Source organism: Hydrogenovibrio marinus (assembly GCF_013340845.1).
Taxonomy (GTDB): Bacteria; Pseudomonadota; Gammaproteobacteria; order Thiomicrospirales; family Thiomicrospiraceae; genus Hydrogenovibrio; species Hydrogenovibrio marinus.
In genome coordinates this window covers 1,650,966-1,668,874 of sequence record NZ_AP020335.1, presented here as the reverse complement: position 1 = coordinate 1,668,874, position 17,909 = coordinate 1,650,966, and the positions used below count along the sequence as shown (strand labels likewise).

Here is a 17,909-nt window from a genome sequence, read left to right as displayed (position 1 = left end):
TTCTCCCGAGTTTAAAGAGTGAAATTTCTATGAAACAGTCGGTACTGGATTTACAAACTCAGGTCAGCAAATTGCTGGCAGGAGCTGTTGTTGACTCAAAAGTTCAATTTAATGAATTGACGATAGAGTTGACGCCAGAAAAAGCGTTAGATGCTTTTTTGACTTTAAGAGACCAATTCGGCTTTGACGAGTTGATTGATGTCACAGCAGTTGACTATCTACACTATGGTGAAGCTAACTGGGAAACGATGGCTGCACCAAATAAAGGTTTTAGCCGTGGTGTGTTTGACTTTGATGAAGAAGACTCTTCAGACGAAGGACAGTTTATGTCTAGACGTTTTGCTGTTGTTTATCACTTCTTGTCTGTTGAACACAATTATCGAATTCGAGTGAAGGTGTTCCCAGAAGATACTCAAATGCCGATCGTTGATTCTATCGTTCAAGTTTGGAACTCAGCTAACTGGTTTGAAAGAGAAGTCTTTGATATGTTTGGGATCGTTTTTAAAGGTCATCCAGATTTAAGAAGAATTTTGACTGACTATGGTTTTGTGGGACATCCTTTGAGAAAAGACTTCCCTCTTACGGGTTATGTTGAAATGCGCTATGACTCTGAAAAAGGGCGTGTTGTTTATGAACCAGTCGAAATTGAAAACCGTGTTAATGTTCCACGCGTAATTCGCGAAGATAAGACGGCTTAGAGGAAATTAGGAAAGCATTATGTCTGAAATTCGAAACTATACGCTTAACTTCGGTCCACAGCATCCATCTGCGCACGGTGTACTGCGCTTGGTCCTTGAGCTGGATGGTGAAACGATTGTGCGTTCTGATCCTCATATCGGTTTACTACACCGAGGCACTGAGAAGTTAGCGGAATATAAACCTTACAATCAGTCGATTGGATATATGGATCGTTTGGATTACGTTTCTATGATGTCCAATGAGCATGCGTATGTGATGGCGATTGAAAAAATGATCGGCGTTGAAGTGCCTGAGCGCGCTCAGTATATTCGTGTGATGTTCGATGAAATTACTCGTATATTGAACCACCTTATGTGGCTAGGTGCACATGCACTGGATATTGGTGCGATGACCGTTTTCCTTTATGCCTTCCGTGAGCGTGAAGATTTAATGGATTGTTATGAAGCGGTCTCAGGTGCGCGTATGCACGCAACCTATTATCGTCCTGGCGGTGTATATCGCGATTTGCCAGATACCATGGCTAAATATGAAGCTTCAAAATGGCACTCTGGTAAAAAACTGGATAAGTTGAATGAAACTCGAGAAGGCTCGTTGCTGGATTTTATTGAGGCTTTTACACAACGTTTCCCTGGTTATGTTGATGAGTATGAAACACTATTGACTGATAACCGTATCTGGAAACAAAGAACGGTAGATATCGGTATTGTTTCACCAGAAAGAGCGTTGCAACTAGGGTTTACAGGCCCTATGCTACGCGGTTCTGGTATTGCTTGGGATTTGCGTAAGAAACAGCCATATGAAGTCTATGACAAAATGGATTTTGACATCCCAGTCGGTGCTACTGGAGATTGTTATGATCGCTATTTGGTTCGCGTTGCAGAAATGCGCGAATCTAACAAAATTATTAAGCAATGTGTTGACTGGTTGAAGAAAAATCCTGGCTCGGTTATGACTAGCGACCATAAAGTTGCACCACCTTCTCGTGAAGAAGCCAAGTCCAATATGGAAGCATTGATTCACCACTTTAAGTTGTTTACCGAAGGTTATGCGGTACCAGCTGGTGAAAGTTATACCGCTGTAGAACACCCAAAAGGTGAATTCGGTATTTACATGGTGTCCGATGGTGCGAACAAACCTTACCGACTAAAAGTTAAGGCACCTGGGTTTGCTCACTTGGCTTCGCTTGATGAAATGGCAAAAGGCCACATGATTGCCGATGTCGTTTCTATTATCGGAACGCAAGATATCGTATTTGGGGAGATTGACCGATGAGCGCAACAGCGAATGTTATTCAAGGTGAAGTGAAAGAGCGTATTGATCGCTGGGTTTCACATTACCCGGAAGATCAAAAACAGTCTGCGGTTATGCCTGCGCTGAGAATCGTTCAAGAAGTTAGTGGTGGTAGTTTGACTACTGAACTAATGGATCAAGTTGCAGACTATCTTGAAATGACGCCAATTGCCGTTTATGAAGTCGCAACTTTTTACTCTATGTATGAACATAAGCCTGTTGGTAAACACAAGATTTGTTTGTGTACCAACATTTCGTGCATGTTGCGCGGCAGTGATGAGATTCTAGAACACCTAGAGAAAAAGTTAGGTGTCGGTGTGGGTGAAGTGACGCCTGATGGAAAATTCTCAATTAAAAAAGTTGAGTGTTTAGGTGCCTGTGGAGGCGCTCCAATGATGATGCTCGGGAAAGAATATTATGAAAATCTTACCGAAGAATCACTTGATGAAATTTTAGACGGATTGGAGTAAGTGATGATTCCACAGAATGAAAATTGTTACCGTTTAAATCATTTAGAAAACTCATGGGATATCGATACTTACGTTGCCAATGGTGGTTACGAGGTATGGAAAAAAGTCTTAGCAGGTGAAATTACACCTCAAGAGATTATTGATGAAGTGAAAACTTCCGGTATTCGTGGGCGTGGTGGTGCTGGTTTCCCAACTGGTTTGAAGTGGAGTTTCATGAACCGCAATGCACCGGGTCCAAAGTACATCTTATGTAACTCAGATGAAGGTGAACCAGGCACTTTTAAAGACCGCGATATTATGCGTTACAACCCACACCAATTGGTTGAAGGGATGATGATTGCTGGTTATGTGATTGGCGCTTGTGCTGGGTATAACTATATTCGTGGTGAGTTCTGGGAGCCATACAAGCGTTTCGACAATGCTGTAAACCAAGCAAGAGAAGCAGGATTGCTTGGTAAGAATATTCTTGGCTCAGGTTTTGATTTCGATCTTTACACGCACTTGGGGGCAGGCGCTTATATTTGTGGTGAAGAAACGGCTCTGATTGAGTCTGTTGAAGGTAAGAAAGGTCAGCCACGCTTTAAACCGCCGTTCCCTGCAAGCTACGGTTTGTATGGTAAGCCAACCACTATCAACAATACTGAGACACTGGCTTCAATCCCAATGATCTTAGCGAAAGGTGGTGACTGGTTTGCAGATATCGGTGCACCTAATGCAGGTGGAACTAAGTGTTATTCAGTTTCTGGGCATATCAGTAACCCAGGAAACTTTGAAGTTCGAATGGGAACGCCATTTAAGGACTTGTTAGAGTTGGCTGGTGGTGTTTGGAAAGGACGCAAACTGAAAGCAGTGATTCCTGGTGGTTCTTCAACCGCTGTGCTTCCTGCTGAGAAGGCGCTCGAAATGAATATGGATTATGACTCTATTGCGAAAGCGGGTTCCTTTCTAGGAGCTGGTTCTGTGATCATTATGGATGATCAAACAGATATGGTTCGCGCATTAGAGCGTTTGACATGGTTCTACTATGAAGAATCATGCGGACAATGTACGCCATGTCGTGAAGGTACTGGATGGATGTATCGAGTCGTTCACCGTATCAGACAAGGTAAAGGTAGACCAGAGGACATCGAATTATTAAAAGATGTTTCAGGAAAAATTATGGGACGCGTAATTTGTGGTTTGGGTGATGCTGCGGCGATACCAGTCGGTAGCTTCTTAGATCATTACGAACACGAGTTCCGTCATTACATTGAGCACGGTTGCAGCATCTTTGATAGAGCTTAAGCCAACCAGTGACAGGACTCCTTATACAGGTTCCAAATTTAGGTTTTAATTATGGTTAAAATTGAGATAAACGGACAAGTTGTTGAAGCTCGTGAAGGTGACATGCTTATTGATGTTGCTGACGATGCTCAAATTTCTATTCCGCGTTTTTGTTACCACAAGAAGCTATCCATCGCGGCAAACTGCCGTATGTGTTTGGTTGAAGTTGAAGGTGCGCCTAAAGCTTTGCCAGCTTGTGCAACCCCTGTAACGGATGGGATGAAGGTCTTTACTAAATCCTCTAAAGCAGTTGCGGCACAAAAATCAGTCATGGAATTCTTGTTGATCAACCACCCACTGGATTGTCCAATCTGTGACCAAGGTGGCGAGTGTGAGCTGCAAGATGTGGCAATGGAGTATGGTGATGATGTTTCCAAATATACGGAAGCCAAGCGTATTCTAGGTGATAAAAATATTGGTTCGCTTATCCATACCGATATGACGCGTTGTATTCACTGTACCCGTTGTGTCCGTTTCGGCCAAGAGATTGGCGGGATTATGGAGCTAGGTGCTACTGGTCGTAGTGAATGGATGGAAATCGGTACGTATATCGAGAAGTCGGTTTCTTCTGAAATGTCCGGGAACATGATTGATTTGTGTCCAGTAGGTGCATTGACCTCTAAGCCGTTCCGTTATTCAGCTAGACCATGGGAGTTGAAATCTCATAAGTCTATTGCGCCTCACGACAGTATCGGCTCTAACATCATTATCCATTCTAAAAACAATAAAGTACTTCGTGTTGTTCCAGATGAAAACGAAGCCATCAACGAAGTTTGGATTTCTGACCGTGATCGCTTCTCTTATGAAGGGATTAACAGTGAAGATCGTCTAACGGCTCCAATGATTAAGAAGAATGGTCAATGGAAAAAAGTTGACTGGGAAACGGCATTGGAATTTGTTGTTGATTCTCTAAAATCACGTTTGGCTGAACCAAATGATATCGGTGTATTGGCTTCACCGTCTTCTACATTAGAAGAATTGCACTTGTTGCAAAAATTGGCGAGAGGATTAGGTGTTCGCAATCTAGACCACAGATTGAGACAAGTAGATTTCTCAATGGATAAAATCTGCCAGGTTGGGTCTAAGCTAAATCATTCTCTGGATGAAGTAGAGTCTTTGAAATCGGTGCTTCTGGTTGGTAGCTTCTTAAGAAAAGAATTGCCAATGCTGAATCACCGTGTTCGTAAAGCACAGTTGTCTGGTGCTAGGGTATTTGCGGTGAATCCTCAAGACTTTAAGTTCAACTATGATGTTGAAACTTTGGCTAACGAAGACCTTCTAGCCGAGTTGAAAGCTGTTGCAAAAGCTGCGACGTCAATGGCTGGAAATGTTCCGAATTACCTATCTTCAGTTGAAGTAACTGATGCACATAAAGACATTGCAACACATTTGCACAACAACCCATCAGCAATCATGTTGGGACAAATTGCGCAAATGGATGCACGTTATTCACAAATCGTTAAGTTGTGTGACGACATCGCTAAAGTGACTCAAGCAACCTTCAGTATTTTGCCAATGGCAGGAAACGAAGTAGGGGCACAGCTAACTGGTTTTGTGCCAAAAGAAGGTGGTTTGAATACCGTAGAAATGTTGTCAAACAATTTGAAGACTTTCATCAACTTGGGTATTGAACCTGAACATGATGTTCAAGATGGGAACATGGCACTTCAAGCGATGCAGTCTGCGGACTTTGTTGTGTCATTGACTGCCTTCGATACGGAAGCGCAACGTAGTTATGCAGACGTCATGTTGCCAATCGCAACATTCGCTGAAACTGCAGGGACTTTTGTTAATGCTACGGGTGTGAAGCAGTCATTCAAAATGGCAGTTGAACCTCAAGGCGAAGCAAAGCCTGCTTGGAAAATCTTCCGCGTGTTGGGCAACATGTTCGAGTTGGAAGGCTTTGAGCAAACCCATTCTAATCAAGTGTTGGCTGAAGTTTTGGATTCAGAAATTCCGAGTGCTGATTATGCTGCATTGTCGTTGGCCAATGATGAAGCAAGCTTAATTCCTACACCACTTGTTTCAATTTATTCGGTAGATGCACTGGTGCGCCGTTCAGCATCTTTGCAAGCAACCCCTGATGCGTCAGCATCTAATTAAGGAGATTTGTCATTATGTTTGATTCATTACAAGCTTGGCTATCTTCTTTCATGTATGACTGGCTGGCTGTGCTGATTACGTTATTAATCCAGGCAGTGGTTGTTATCATGCCGGTCATGATTACGGTTGCATGGTTGACTTACGCTGAGCGTAAAGTCATCGGCTATATGCAAGTTCGTATGGGGCCTAACCGAGTCGGTCCAGGTGGTTGGTTGCAACCGATTGCAGATGCGGTTAAAGCCTTGACCAAAGAAGTGGTTATCCCTAGCCAATCTAACAAGTACCTGTTTATTATCGCGCCAGTATTGGCAATCGCGCCTGCAGTAGCGGCTTGGGCGGTTATCCCGTTTGATGCGAATGGTGTCGTGGTTGCTAACATCAACGCAGGCGTGCTTTATGTATTGGCTGTGGCTTCGATTGGTGTTTACGGTATCGTTATTTCTGGTTGGGCATCCAACTCTAAGTATGCATTCCTTGGTGCACTTCGTGCATCTGCACAGAAGATTTCCTATGAAATCGCGATGGGCTTCGCGTTGGTAACGGTATTGATGGTTGCTGACAGCATGAACCTGACCGACATCGTTAATGGGCAGAAGGGGGGTATTTGGCATTGGTACTGGATTCCATTGCTACCAATGTTCTTCGTTTACTTCATTTCCGGTTTAGCAGAAACCAACCGTGCGCCGTTTGACGTTGCGGAAGGGGAGTCTGAAATTGTTGCCGGTTTCCATGTTGAATATTCTGGTATGGCATTCGCCGTATTCTTCCTAGCAGAATATTCGATGATGATTCTGATCTCCTTTATGACAGCGATTATGTTCCTTGGTGGTTGGTTATCGCCGTTTGACGGTATTCCTGGGGTGGAAGCAGTTTTTGGTTGGATTCCTGGATTTATCTGGTTGTTTGCTAAGGTTGCCTTCTTATTATTCTTGTTCTTGTGGTTCCGTGCGACTTTCCCACGTTATCGCTACGACCAAATCATGCGTCTGGGCTGGAAAGTTTTGATTCCAGTGACAATCGTATGGGTGTTCGTTGTGATGATCATGGAATATGTCAAACTTGGCCCTTGGTTCAATTAATAGAGGTTCATCATGATTGCATTTTTAAAACATCAAGTTAAAACCTTTGGATTGATTGAACTATTCAAAGGCTTGGCAGTAACAGGTAAATACCTTTTCAAAAAGAAGATTACCGTTCGTTACCCAGAAGAAAAAACACCACTTTCTCCTCGTTTCAGAGGCCACCATGCGCTTCGACGTTATGAGAATGGTGAAGAGCGTTGCATTGCGTGTAAATTGTGTGAAGCAGTATGTCCAGCAAATGCCATTACCATTGAATCAGAAGAGAGAGAAGATGGTTCTCGTCGTACAACGCAATACGACATCGATATGTTCAAGTGTATTTACTGTGGTTTCTGCGAAGAAGCCTGCCCAGTAGATGCGATTGTAGAAACGCGTGTTTTTGAATATGAGTTCCACGAGAGAGGACCTCATATTATGACAAAAGAAAAGCTGTTGGCTTTTGGTGATAAGCACGAAGCGCAAATTGCTGCTGATAGAGCAGCAGACGCTAAGTACCGTTAATGTAGACCAAGAGAGACATTAGATGACATTTTTACAATTTATTTTTTACGTGTTGGCCGGTATAGCGGCGATTTCAGGGTTGATGATGATTAGTGTCAAAAACCCTGTTAAAGCAGCGTTATGGCTGGTATTGGCATTCATCTCAACAGCAGGTGTTTGGTTGACGGCGCAAGCAGAGTTTCTAGGTTTGGTCCTGATTCTCGTTTATGTCGGTGCGGTGATGGTTTTGTTCCTATTTGTGGTAATGATGTTAGATATCAACGTAGCCCAAATTAAAGAAGGGTTTACGCGTTACCTGCCTTTAGGTGTATTGGTATCTATCGCCATTTTTGCTTTGATGTATTTGGTTTTAGGGCCTGACAGATTTGGTTTGTCGCATTACCCTTCACCACAAGAGTTTGGCGCGAATTACAGCAACACAAAAGCTATCGCGGTGCCTTTGTATACAACGCATGCTTATGCATTCATTCTTGCGGCTGTTTTGCTTTTGGTCGGTATTATTGCGGCAATTACATTAACGCTTCGCCGTCGTCCTACAACAGAAGTCTTGTATCAAGATATTGATAAGCAGGTTAAAGTGCGTGCTGAAGATCGTTTCCGTATGGTCAAAATGGATGCGGTTGTTGAAGCAGACGTGAAAAAAGAAGAAGGAAAAGACGAATGATAGCGCTTTCAGATTACTTAATTTTTGGAGCTGTCTTGTTCATGATTAGCATGGCAGGTATTTTCCTTAACCGCAAAAACATCATTATTCTTTTGATGTCGATTGAGTTGCTGTTGTTAGCTGTAAACACCAACTTGGTTGCCTTTTCTCATTATTTAAATGATGTCACTGGACAAATTTTTGTATTTTTCATTATGACGGTAGCAGCAGCAGAAGCGGCCATTGGCCTTGCCATTATCGTGCTAGTTTTCCGTAATCGTAAGAGCATCAACGTTGATGATCTTGGTTCAATGAAGGGATAATTTTAAAGATGGCATTAAAATTCATTTTAACTCTTATTCTTTTGTCACCGCTGTTTGGTGGCTTGATGGCCGGTTTGTTCGGTCGTCGAATCGGCCGACGTGGGGCGCATACCATTACGATTTTCGGTGTAGCAGTCTCGACGATTCTATCGTTTTATGTGTTCTATCTATTTGTTTGGCAAGGGCATGCTCCATATAACGATTCACTCTATACGTGGCTGGTTTCAGACGGTATTCGCTTTGAAATCGGCTATATGATTGATAGCCTATCGGCAACCATGATGCTGGTTGTTACGTTTGTATCTCTGATGGTTCACGTGTATACAATTGGTTATATGGATCACGATGAAGACTATGATCATCATAATCCTTACTATCAGCGTTTCTTCAGTTACATTTCACTATTTACCTTCTCAATGTTGTCATTGGTTATGGCAAACAACTTCTTGCAGTTGTTCTTCGGTTGGGAAGCAGTAGGTTTGGTTTCTTACCTTTTGATCGGTTTCTATATGAAGCGCGAGTCTGCGATTCAAGCAAACCTGAAGGCATTTCTTGTGAACCGTGTTGGTGACTTCGGTTTTATTTTAGGTATTGCTGTCGTTGTTATGTATTTCAATACCTTGGATTACACTGAATTCTTCAACGGCCTTGCTGCGCACAAAGATACAACTATGAGCCTATTCCCTGGTACAGAATGGTCAATGATTACTGTCATGACGATTTTGTTGTTCATCGGCGCCATGGGTAAATCTGCACAGATGCCTTTGCATGTGTGGCTGCCAGAGTCGATGGAAGGCCCAACCCCTATTTCCGCTTTGATTCACGCGGCAACGATGGTAACAGCCGGTATTTTCATGGTGGCACGTTTGTCTCCAGCTTATGAGCTGTCTGAAGTGGCGTTGAGCTTTGTATTGATTGTGGGTGCCACAACAGCCTTTATGATGGGGCTATTGGGTATGGTTCAAAATGACATTAAACGTGTCGTTGCCTATTCAACACTTTCTCAGTTGGGGTATATGACGGCAGCATTGGGTGTGTCTGCGTATGCGGCAGGGATGTTCCATGTATTGACGCATGCCTTCTTTAAAGCCTTGTTGTTCTTGGCTGCGGGTTCCGTCATTATCGCGATGCACCATATTCAAGATATCCGTCAGATGGGTGGTCTGCGCAAGTATATGCCAATCACTTATGTATCGCTTTTGATAGGTAACTTGGCGCTAATTGGTTTCCCTGGTTTTTCAGGCTTCTTCTCGAAAGACAGTATTTTGATGGCAGTGGGTGGTTCTCATCTGTTCGGTGCCGGCTATGCGCAAGTGCTGCTTTATATCGGTGTGTTCGTAACGGCGTTCTACAGTTTCAGAATGTTCTTTATCGTCTTCCACGGAGAAGAGTCGGAGTATGTCAAGACCCATCAAATCAAGGAGTCTCCTTGGGTGGTGACGCTACCATTGATTATGTTGGCTATCCCTTCAGTGTTGATCGGGTTCCCGTTGATTGGTGGTGTACTGTCTGGTAGCTATTTTGCAGATGCAATCCATGTATTGCCGCAGCATGATGTACTAGGTGAAATCTATGCACATCATTACAACGGCCCATTTGACATGATTGTTCATGCATTGACGACGCTACCTGTGATCCTAGCCTTGTCTGGTGTTGTTTTAGCTTGGTTCTTATACCTAAGAGCGCCTGGGTTGACTGACAAGCTGAAAGTAACCTGTTTCCGTAGTGCCTATGTTTTACGACATGCGTATGGGTTTGACCGCTTCAATGAAATCGTATTCGTTGGCGGCGCACGTAAATTAGGTGAGTTCTTCTGGAAAGGAATTGATGTTAAGACAATTGATACCGGTATTGTTACCAATACATTTACGTCAATTGCTGGGATGGCAGCTTCATTAAGAACTGCACAAACTGGATATATGTACCATTACGCGTTTGTAATGATTTTTGGCCTACTAGGCATGCTCGTTTGGGTATTGTGGTAAGAATAAGAAGATAAGGGAATTTTTTAGATGATATTTGGTTTTCCTATTTTAAGTACCCTGATTTGGTTACCTATTATTGGCGGGTTGATTGTTTTGTTTGTTGGTCGAGATAGAGACCAACTTGCAAAATGGATTGCATTAATCGTTTCGGTACTGACTTTTCTTGCTTCACTACCACTTTGGATGGAATTTGATAAAACAACTGCTGCGATGCAGTTCGTTGAAAGATCAAGCTGGATTCCGCAATTCAACATCCAGTACTACCTGGGGGTTGATGGTCTTTCGATGCCATTGGTATTGTTGACAACGTTTACTCAAATCTTGGTCATTGCTTCTGCATGGGAAGTGATTAAAGAGCGTGTAGAGCAATACATGGGTGCTTTCATGATCATGCAAGGTCTGATGATCGGTGTTTTCGTTGCGCTTGACGGTATCTTGTTCTATGTGTTCTGGGAAGCATTGTTGATCCCAATGTTTATCGTTATCGGTAAGTGGGGTGGACCAAATCGTGTTTACGCGACTATCAAGTTCTTCCTGTATACCTTCTTCGGTTCAGTATTCATGCTGGTTGGCTTTTTATACATGTATTTCCAGTCAGGGAGCTTCTCTATTCTGGATTTCCAAGCCATGCACCTAGGCATGACAGCACAGATTTTGATCTTCTTGGCATTCTTGATTGCATTCGCCGTTAAAGTACCAATGTTCCCAGTGCATACTTGGTTGCCTGATGCTCACGTACAGGCACCTACTGCTGGTTCTGTTGTACTGGCTGCCATTATGTTGAAAATGGGTGGCTATGGCTTCGTTCGTTTCAGCCTACCGATTACGCCAGATGCATCTATGGAGCTTGACTGGTTAGTGATTGCACTTTCATTGATTGCTATTTTCTATATCGGTTTGGTAGCGATGGTTCAATCAGACATGAAGAAACTGGTTGCTTACTCCTCAATCTCACACATGGGCTTCGTTACGCTAGGGATGTTCCTTGTATTCGATATCCTGCAAAACACTCAGTCCACGCAAGGTTCTATGATCGGTATGGAAGGGGCGATGATTCAGATGATTTCGCATGGTTTCATTTCCGGCGCAATGTTCTTGATGATTGGTGTGCTGTATGACCGTATGCATACACGTGAAATCAGTGCTTATGGTGGTGTGGTCAACACCATGCCATGGTTTGGTTTCTTTGCGGTATTGTTTGCAATGGCTAATGCCGGCCTTCCAGGTACATCAGGTTTCGTGGGTGAGTTCATGGTTATCCTTTCATCCTTCAAGGCGAACCCTTGGTACGGTATTGTTGCAGCGTCCACTTTGATTATCGGAGCAGCCTATACGCTATGGATGGTGAAACGCGTTTTCTTTGGTCCGGTTTCAAACGACAATGTTGCCCAGCTAAAAGACTTAAATGCACGTGAATTTACAATCATGGCAACCTTGGCTGTTGCAGTTATTTTGCTAGGTATCTACCCTGCGCCAGTCATTGATGTGATGCATACTTCTGTCGAGAATCTTCTGATTCAAGCGACAACGTCAAAATTATAAAGATAGGTGAATGAATCATATGAATTTCGTAATCCCAAGTTTCGCACCCGCAATGCCGGAAATCGTATTACTGGTTTTGGCGTCATTGCTTCTCGTTGCTGATACGATTTGGTCAAAGCGTTATGAGTTCGCAACCTACTATGCAACTCAAGTTATTTTGGTGGTTGTCGGCTATCTCATCTTCGAGAGCTTTGCAACAGAACAAGTCATTACCTTTAGCGGTAGTTTTGTAAGAGACACTTTTGGTGATGTCTTAAAACTGTTCATTGTTTTAATCTCACTAGGTATCTTCTTGTTCTCAAAAGAATATCTGTTACAGAAGAAATTCTATAAAGGTGAGTACTTCACGCTAGGGCTTTTCGGTGTGCTAGGTATGTTCGTCATGGTTTCTGCCTACAACCTAATCACAATGTACCTAGGTTTGGAAATCATGTCTCTGGCTATCTATGCATTAGTTGCCATGCGTAAAGACAATCAGTTTGCCCTTGAAGCTGCGATGAAATATTTTGTACTAGGTGCTTTGGCAACCGGTATGTTGTTGTATGGTTTCTCAATGCTTTACGGTGCAACTGGCGAAATCCAATTCTCGAAAATGGCACAAGTTATTGCTTCAGGAAAAGCTGATGATGTTGTTCTTTCTTTCGGTGTTGTATTTGTTGTCATCGGTTTGGCCTTTAAGCTAGGCGCCGTACCGTTTCATATGTGGGTGCCTGACGTTTATCATGGTGCACCAACTGCCGTAACCCTGTTTATGGGAACCGCACCAAAGCTTGCGGCATTTGCAATGCTTTACCGTATTTTGATTGAAGGTCTTCCAGGCTTGGTTCAAGACTGGCAGACGTTGATTATCATCATCACCGTACTATCTTTGGCAGTTGGCGCAATCGTCACACTTGTTCAAGACAATTTAAAACGGCTTCTGGCATACTCTGGTATCGGGCATGTGGGATTCATGTTGTTAGGTATCGTGGCAGCGACACCAGATGGTTATTCAGCCGCGATGTTCTACATCATTGTTTATTCGATCACCGGTGTTGCCGGGTTTGGTATGATCGTCGCACTTGCGAGAACAGGCAATGCCTTTGATAAGGTCTCAGACTTCAAAGGTATGAACAAGCGCAATCCTTGGTTAGCGCTTATGATGTTGTTTGTTATGTTCTCTATGGCAGGTATCCCACCATTCATTGGCTTCTATGCAAAAGTAACGGTTATTCAAGAAGCCGTTCGTTCAGGTTTTGTATGGTTAGCGGTTTATGCTGTTGTAACAGCCGTTATCAGCGCATTCTATTATTTGAAAGTCGTCAAAACTATGTACTTTGATGAGCCGGATGACAATAGTAAGGCAGAGCCTGTCAGTAGACAGTTGAACTGGGCAGTGAGTTTCGTATCAGTCGCATTACTGATACTTGGTTTGATGCCATCATCGTTGATCACACTTTGCTATAACAGCTTATAAGATTTCAAAAGCCCTAACTAATCCTTAGGGCTTTTTGTTAAAAGGGTAGAAATATGACATTAGATGCTGCTGTTTGGATATTGCTTTCTACAGCTATCGTATTAGCAAACGTCCCTTGGATTTTGCAAAACAAGTTATTTGTGTTTATCACAGTGCCAACGAAAAGTATTTGGATTAATTTGGCCGAATGGTTCTTATATTTTCTGATTATGGGTGGCTTTAGTTACTTGTTACAGAACAAGGTAATGGGACACGTCAAAGAGCAAGGTTGGGAGTTCTATGTCGTTACCTTGTTCATGTTTGCGATTTTCGCATTCCCAGGGTTTATCTACAGATATAACCTAAAGCAGTTCATACATTCTGCTAAAAAGAGTGCCTGATTTTAAGCGTTCAGGACTCTTTTCGAATAAATCCCAAATTCGACTTGCAATAATTCTGTAACACCCTATAATACGCACATCATTAACGCGGGGTGGAGCAGCTTGGTAGCTCGTCGGGCTCATAACCCGAAGGTCGTTGGTTCAAATCCAGCCCCCGCTACCAAAATTCAAAAACCAGACTTTTGTCTGGTTTTTTTATGTCTGAAATTTCTATACATTAATCAAATTAGTTTGATAAGCCGACTAACACTACTCCAATCCCTCGACCGTTTCGGAAGACTTGTAGAAGTTCCAGGTCAATGCTGCGCCAAAGGTTTCTGCGCGTGTAGTTTCAACCAAAGGGCTGTGTCTGAAAACGGCTTCGGACAAGTCCGTCAATTTATAAAATGCTCCCAGCCAAAAGTTGCCAAAGTGCCAGTTCACGCTGGCGCCATAGCTGTAACCGCCAAATCCACCTTCGGTTCTATAGTCAGGTCGCCAGCTAGTCGCTTCATAAGCCTTAACTTCATAGAAATAATTATTGTTTTTTGCCGTTGCAAAATTGGCATTGGTATAAAGCGTGATTTTGATGCGTTGATCAGAAGAAAAGCTTTTGCGGAAGTAGTAGTAAAGTCCGGGTGTGGTTTTGACGCCTTCATCATGCAGTGAACGGAAATTGGTAGCGATTGCCCAGTAAACTGGCATTTCAAGCTTCAGCTCATTAAGGTGGCGATGAATCAGGCGGTACTTTAGCACGGGACCAAACCCAACCGTGGTATCTAGGTCATCCATACCTTGTCGCATTTTATTGTCTTTGCTTGAAACCGGAACACTTCCCGTCAGACTTAGGTCCAGCTCCCATTCTCCAAAAACATAGAGCGGTTTTTTTGCTTCGCGCTGGTCAATCTCAAAATCTTTGCCGCGATAAGTGACATAAGGAAAAGGAATGATTAAGTTGTTCTGTTCTTTAGAACCGGGGTAGTCAGGGTAAGAAATGATCCCAGGCCCCAAACCTAGTTCCCATTTGGGTAAGGTTTGCTGTGCAAAGGCATTGAAAGGCAATGTTGTTGCACAAACCATTGCTATTCCCAATTGTATTTGCCATTTTTTAAGTAGCACTGAAAAAGCTTTCATAACCCTCTACTATAAGAAAGTTGTCTGTTGAGGCAGACTGATTTCATTATTCTAAATAATCATTTTGCTGAAGTGTAACTCTTTACCCAACCTGGCAGATTTTCAGCATTTGCAGATGCATGTTTGTCGCTAATTGATATATACTTCATAAGAGGTTTTATGTAAGAACAGGCAGGCATGCAAAACTACTCCATAAATGAAGCTTTATCCAGAGAGCAGATTGATGAGAAATTAGCTCAAGCTGGCTGGCACGTTCAAGACAAACATAGAATGAATCTTTATGCAGGTCTTGGGGTTGCCATTCGTGAAATGGATACAAATACAGGTCCTGCAGACTACATGCTCTTTATTGATGGCAAGGCCTGCGGGATTATAGAGGCTAAGCGAGAAGGTACTTCGCTTGGTAGTGTCGCCGAGCAATCCGGCCGCTATAGCACATCCAATACCAGCTATATAAAACGTTGGTCTGAAGACGGTCAACCGCTGCCGTTTTTGTATGAAGCCACCAATGTTGAAATCCGCTTTCGCGATGAAAGAGATCCTATTCCTCGTTCCCGTTTTGTCTTTCATTTTCACAAACCTGAAACCCTGCATGAATGGCTACAAGAAGAACAAACCTTCCGAGCCAGGCTCCAAAACCTACCAGAACTTGACCCAGCCGGGTTGCGAGACTGCCAGATTGATGCCATCAACGGCATAGAAAATAGCCTTAAGCAAGCCAAGCCCCGCGCTTTATTGCAAATGGCAACCGGAGCCGGTAAAACCTTTACCGCCGTGACCCAAGTGTATCGCCTCGCCAAGTTTGCCAAAGCCAAACGCATTTTGTTTTTGGTCGATAGAGGTAACCTTGGTCGTCAAGCCAAAGCCGAGTTCGAAAACTACACCGTGCCGAATGACGGCCGTAAGTTCACCAGTCTCTATAACGTTAAGCAGCTCGGTGCCGCAGGCGTGGGGGATGACATCAAAGTCACTATTTCAACCATTCAACGCTTGTATTCACAGTTGTCCGGCAAAGAGATGGATGACGAAACCGAAGAACACTCCACTTACGAGATTGAAAGCGCGCCCAATCAAAAAGTTAGAGAGGTCTCCTATAATCCTGCCATTCCCATTGAGCAGTTTGACCTCATTATCATTGACGAATGCCACCGTTCTATTTACAACCTTTGGCGACAAGTGATTGATTACTTCGATGCCTTTCTCATCGGCCTAACCGCCACGCCTACCAAAAAGACCATTGGGTTCTTTGGGCAAAACCTTGTGTCGGAATACACCCATGAAGACGCCATTATCGACAAGGTCAATGTCGGTTATGACATCTACCGCATCAAAACCAAAAAGTCAGAAGAGGGTGACACCATAGAGGCCGGCACCACCGTGCAAGTGCGTGACAAACTCACCAAAGCCAAACGACTGCAAAAGCTTGATGAAGACGAAACCTACCAAGCCACCCAAATAGACCGCAGTGTGATTGCCCCCAACCAAATCAGAACCATTATTCAAGGCTTTAAAGACCGCTGCCTTCCGGAGTGTTTTCCTGAAAGACACTGGCAAGGCCAAGGCACAGATAAACACATGGAATGGGTGCCCAAAACTTTGATTTTCGCCAAAGATGACGATCATGCAGACCGTATTATGGATGCCGTGAGAGAAGTCTTTAACCAAGGCAATGACTTCTGCAAAAAAGTCACCTACAAAGTCGGCAAAAAAACCGCTGATGAAACCATTGGCGAGTTTCGCACCAGCCCCATATTTCGCATTGCCATTACGGTTGATATGATTGCCACCGGCACAGACATCAAACCGCTTGAATGCGTTATCTTTATGCGAGATGTCAAAAGCCAAGCCTACTATGAGCAAATGAAAGGCCGTGGTACGAGAGTGATTGATGCCGACGCCCTGCAAAAAGTCACACCGGACGCCGTTGCCAAAACACGCTTTGTATTGGTCGATGCCGTCGGCGTCACCGAAACAGACAAAACCGAATCCAAGTCTTTAGAAAGCAAACCCTCGGTTTCTACTTTTAAACTCATGGAACAAGTCGCTCGCGGAGATCGCCACTTAGATACGCTGCGTAGTTTGGGCAATCGCCTCATGCGGTTGGACATAAAACTCAGTGACAAACAACGCCAAAGAGTCAGCCAAGTCGCAGGTAAACCACTGGCCTTGCTGGCAGGCGAGTTGATTCACGCCACGAATGAAGACACCCTTATTCAAAACGCCGTGATTGCCACCGGCAAAATAGAAGATGATCTGTCTGATAAAGACATTCAATGCACATTTGAACCCACCGCAGACTCGCTGGTAAAACCCTTCCACAACCCAGACTTACGAGAGTTGCTAGAAGAGCTACGCAAAGACACCGAACAAATCATAGACGACAGTGCGGACGAGCTCATTGAAGGCACAGGTTACGATAGTGAAAAAGCCGAACAGCTTATTCAAAACTGGCAACAGTTTATACAAGACCACAAAAACGAATTGGACGCCATTACCCTTATTTACCAAAAGCCCTACCAGCAGCGTCATCTAAGCTATGACTTGATAGAACAACTCGCCGATGAAATCAAACAGCCGCCGTATCATATCGCTCCGTTAGAAGTCTGGAAGGCGTATGAACAGCTTGAAAAAGCGAAAGTCAAAGGCGTACCCGCTAAAGAATTGCTGACTAACTTGGTTAGTTTGATTCGCTTTGCCACGCAAAATGTCAATGAGTTAGAACCCTTTGAAAACACCGTCAACAAAAACTACCAAGTTTGGCTAAACCAAATGCAACAAACCGGCACCGCCTTTAATGCCGAGCAACTTGACTGGCTCAATAAAATCAAAGACCAAATTGCCCAAAACGCAGAGATGACCTTAGATGACTTTGAATACACGCCCTTTAATCAAGACGGTGGTCTTATCAAAGCAAGGCAACTTTTCGGGCAAGACCTAAATAAAATTATTCAAGAACTTAACGGCTACTTAATCGCCTAAAATCTGCCAGGCTGGGGTAG

The 17,909-nt window shown here is 43.6% G+C and carries 15 protein-coding genes and 1 tRNA gene; 15 read left to right on the top strand and 1 reads right to left on the bottom strand.

The genetic code is table 11. The features are described 5' to 3' along the window. The first annotated feature begins 29 nt into the window (after nt 1-29). The 14 genes from HVMH_RS07975 to HVMH_RS07910 all read left to right on the top strand — a co-directional run bounded on the left by HVMH_RS07975 (nt 30) and on the right by HVMH_RS07910 (nt 13,960). Nucleotides 30-698, top strand: coding sequence for an NADH-quinone oxidoreductase subunit C (locus HVMH_RS07975; RefSeq protein WP_029909731.1), 669 nt, complete (start codon nt 30-32; stop codon nt 696-698). 19 nt (nt 699-717) lie between these two features. Then, nucleotides 718-1,971 carry an NADH-quinone oxidoreductase subunit D gene (locus tag HVMH_RS07970; RefSeq protein WP_029909729.1) on the top strand — a complete coding sequence of 418 codons (1,254 nt, stop codon included), beginning with the start codon at nt 718-720 and terminating at the stop codon, nt 1,969-1,971. Next, nucleotides 1,968-2,459 carry an NADH-quinone oxidoreductase subunit NuoE family protein gene (locus HVMH_RS07965; RefSeq protein ID WP_029909727.1) on the top strand — a complete coding sequence of 164 codons (492 nt, stop codon included), beginning with the start codon at nt 1,968-1,970 and terminating at the stop codon, nt 2,457-2,459. The genes HVMH_RS07970 and HVMH_RS07965 overlap by 4 nt, the downstream gene beginning before the upstream one ends. Before the next feature lie 3 nt (nt 2,460-2,462). Next, entirely contained in the window at nt 2,463-3,743 is a 1,281-nt protein-coding gene (nuoF, locus tag HVMH_RS07960; protein ID WP_029909724.1) for an NADH-quinone oxidoreductase subunit NuoF, read from the top strand. A gap of 51 nt (nt 3,744-3,794) precedes the next feature. After that, the gene (gene nuoG / locus HVMH_RS07955) at nt 3,795-5,885 is read left to right on the top strand and encodes an NADH-quinone oxidoreductase subunit NuoG (protein WP_029909721.1); all 2,091 of its coding nucleotides are present in this window, start codon (nt 3,795-3,797) and stop codon (nt 5,883-5,885) included. A 14-nt stretch (nt 5,886-5,899) separates the two neighbouring features. Beyond that, the gene (nuoH, locus tag HVMH_RS07950) at nt 5,900-6,964 is read left to right on the top strand and encodes an NADH-quinone oxidoreductase subunit NuoH (RefSeq protein WP_029909718.1); all 1,065 of its coding nucleotides are present in this window, start codon (nt 5,900-5,902) and stop codon (nt 6,962-6,964) included. A gap of 12 nt (nt 6,965-6,976) precedes the next feature. Further along, the gene (gene nuoI, locus HVMH_RS07945) at nt 6,977-7,468 is read left to right on the top strand and encodes an NADH-quinone oxidoreductase subunit NuoI (RefSeq protein WP_029909716.1); all 492 of its coding nucleotides are present in this window, start codon (nt 6,977-6,979) and stop codon (nt 7,466-7,468) included. Nucleotides 7,469-7,490: 22 nt separating this feature from the next. Beyond that, complete coding sequence (locus HVMH_RS07940; protein WP_029909715.1) at nt 7,491-8,132, top strand: NADH-quinone oxidoreductase subunit J; 642 nt, start codon at nt 7,491-7,493, stop codon at nt 8,130-8,132. Beyond that, a complete protein-coding gene (gene nuoK / locus HVMH_RS07935) occupies nt 8,129-8,434 on the top strand; it encodes an NADH-quinone oxidoreductase subunit NuoK (protein ID WP_029909712.1) in 306 nt (101 codons plus the stop codon). The genes HVMH_RS07940 and nuoK overlap by 4 nt, the downstream gene beginning before the upstream one ends. Nucleotides 8,435-8,442: 8 nt before the next feature. After that, nucleotides 8,443-10,419, top strand: a complete 1,977-nt coding sequence (gene nuoL, locus HVMH_RS07930; protein ID WP_029909710.1) for an NADH-quinone oxidoreductase subunit L — start codon at nt 8,443-8,445, stop codon at nt 10,417-10,419. Nucleotides 10,420-10,446: 27 nt separating this feature from the next. Beyond that, nucleotides 10,447-11,961 (top strand): NADH-quinone oxidoreductase subunit M, encoded by a 1,515-nt coding sequence (locus HVMH_RS07925; protein WP_029909708.1) that lies wholly within the window; start codon nt 10,447-10,449, stop codon nt 11,959-11,961. 10 nt (nt 11,962-11,971) lie between these two features. Then, nucleotides 11,972-13,417, top strand: a complete 1,446-nt coding sequence (nuoN, locus tag HVMH_RS07920; protein ID WP_232087747.1) for an NADH-quinone oxidoreductase subunit NuoN — start codon at nt 11,972-11,974, stop codon at nt 13,415-13,417. 53 nt (nt 13,418-13,470) lie between these two features. Next, nucleotides 13,471-13,797, top strand: a complete 327-nt coding sequence (locus tag HVMH_RS07915; protein WP_029909704.1) for a DUF2818 family protein — start codon at nt 13,471-13,473, stop codon at nt 13,795-13,797. Between the two features lie 86 nt (nt 13,798-13,883). After that, nucleotides 13,884-13,960: transfer RNA gene (locus HVMH_RS07910), tRNA-Met, on the top strand. An 86-nt stretch (nt 13,961-14,046) separates the two neighbouring features. Here the strand turns inward: HVMH_RS07910 and HVMH_RS07905 are convergent. After that, the gene (locus HVMH_RS07905; RefSeq protein ID WP_029909701.1) at nt 14,047-14,856 is read right to left on the bottom strand and encodes a MipA/OmpV family protein; all 810 of its coding nucleotides are present in this window, start codon (nt 14,854-14,856) and stop codon (nt 14,047-14,049) included. Nucleotides 14,857-15,087: 231 nt separating this feature from the next. On the opposite strand from HVMH_RS07905, the gene HVMH_RS07900 reads away from it, so the two are divergent. Further along, nucleotides 15,088-17,889: a type I restriction endonuclease subunit R gene (locus HVMH_RS07900; protein WP_029909699.1), complete on the top strand. Its 2,802-nt coding sequence runs from the start codon at nt 15,088-15,090 to the stop codon at nt 17,887-17,889. Nucleotides 17,890-17,909 lie beyond the last annotated feature (20 nt).

Coding starts and splice junctions, on each gene's coding strand:
- nuoN (WP_232087747.1), top strand. CDS start 11,972: ATGAATCATATGAATTTCGTAATCCCAAGTTTCGCACCCGCAATGCCG.
- nuoH (WP_029909718.1), top strand. CDS start 5,900: ATGTTTGATTCATTACAAGCTTGGCTATCTTCTTTCATGTATGACTGG.
- HVMH_RS07900 (WP_029909699.1), top strand. CDS start 15,088: ATGCAAAACTACTCCATAAATGAAGCTTTATCCAGAGAGCAGATTGAT.
- HVMH_RS07975 (WP_029909731.1), top strand. CDS start 30: ATGAAACAGTCGGTACTGGATTTACAAACTCAGGTCAGCAAATTGCTG.
- nuoF (WP_029909724.1), top strand. CDS start 2,463: ATGATTCCACAGAATGAAAATTGTTACCGTTTAAATCATTTAGAAAAC.
- nuoG (WP_029909721.1), top strand. CDS start 3,795: ATGGTTAAAATTGAGATAAACGGACAAGTTGTTGAAGCTCGTGAAGGT.
- HVMH_RS07905 (WP_029909701.1), bottom strand. CDS start 14,856: ATGGTTTGTGCAACAACATTGCCTTTCAATGCCTTTGCACAGCAAACC.
- nuoL (WP_029909710.1), top strand. CDS start 8,443: ATGGCATTAAAATTCATTTTAACTCTTATTCTTTTGTCACCGCTGTTT.
- nuoI (WP_029909716.1), top strand. CDS start 6,977: ATGATTGCATTTTTAAAACATCAAGTTAAAACCTTTGGATTGATTGAA.
- HVMH_RS07940 (WP_029909715.1), top strand. CDS start 7,491: ATGACATTTTTACAATTTATTTTTTACGTGTTGGCCGGTATAGCGGCG.
- HVMH_RS07915 (WP_029909704.1), top strand. CDS start 13,471: ATGACATTAGATGCTGCTGTTTGGATATTGCTTTCTACAGCTATCGTA.
- HVMH_RS07965 (WP_029909727.1), top strand. CDS start 1,968: ATGAGCGCAACAGCGAATGTTATTCAAGGTGAAGTGAAAGAGCGTATT.
- HVMH_RS07970 (WP_029909729.1), top strand. CDS start 718: ATGTCTGAAATTCGAAACTATACGCTTAACTTCGGTCCACAGCATCCA.
- nuoK (WP_029909712.1), top strand. CDS start 8,129: ATGATAGCGCTTTCAGATTACTTAATTTTTGGAGCTGTCTTGTTCATG.
- HVMH_RS07925 (WP_029909708.1), top strand. CDS start 10,447: ATGATATTTGGTTTTCCTATTTTAAGTACCCTGATTTGGTTACCTATT.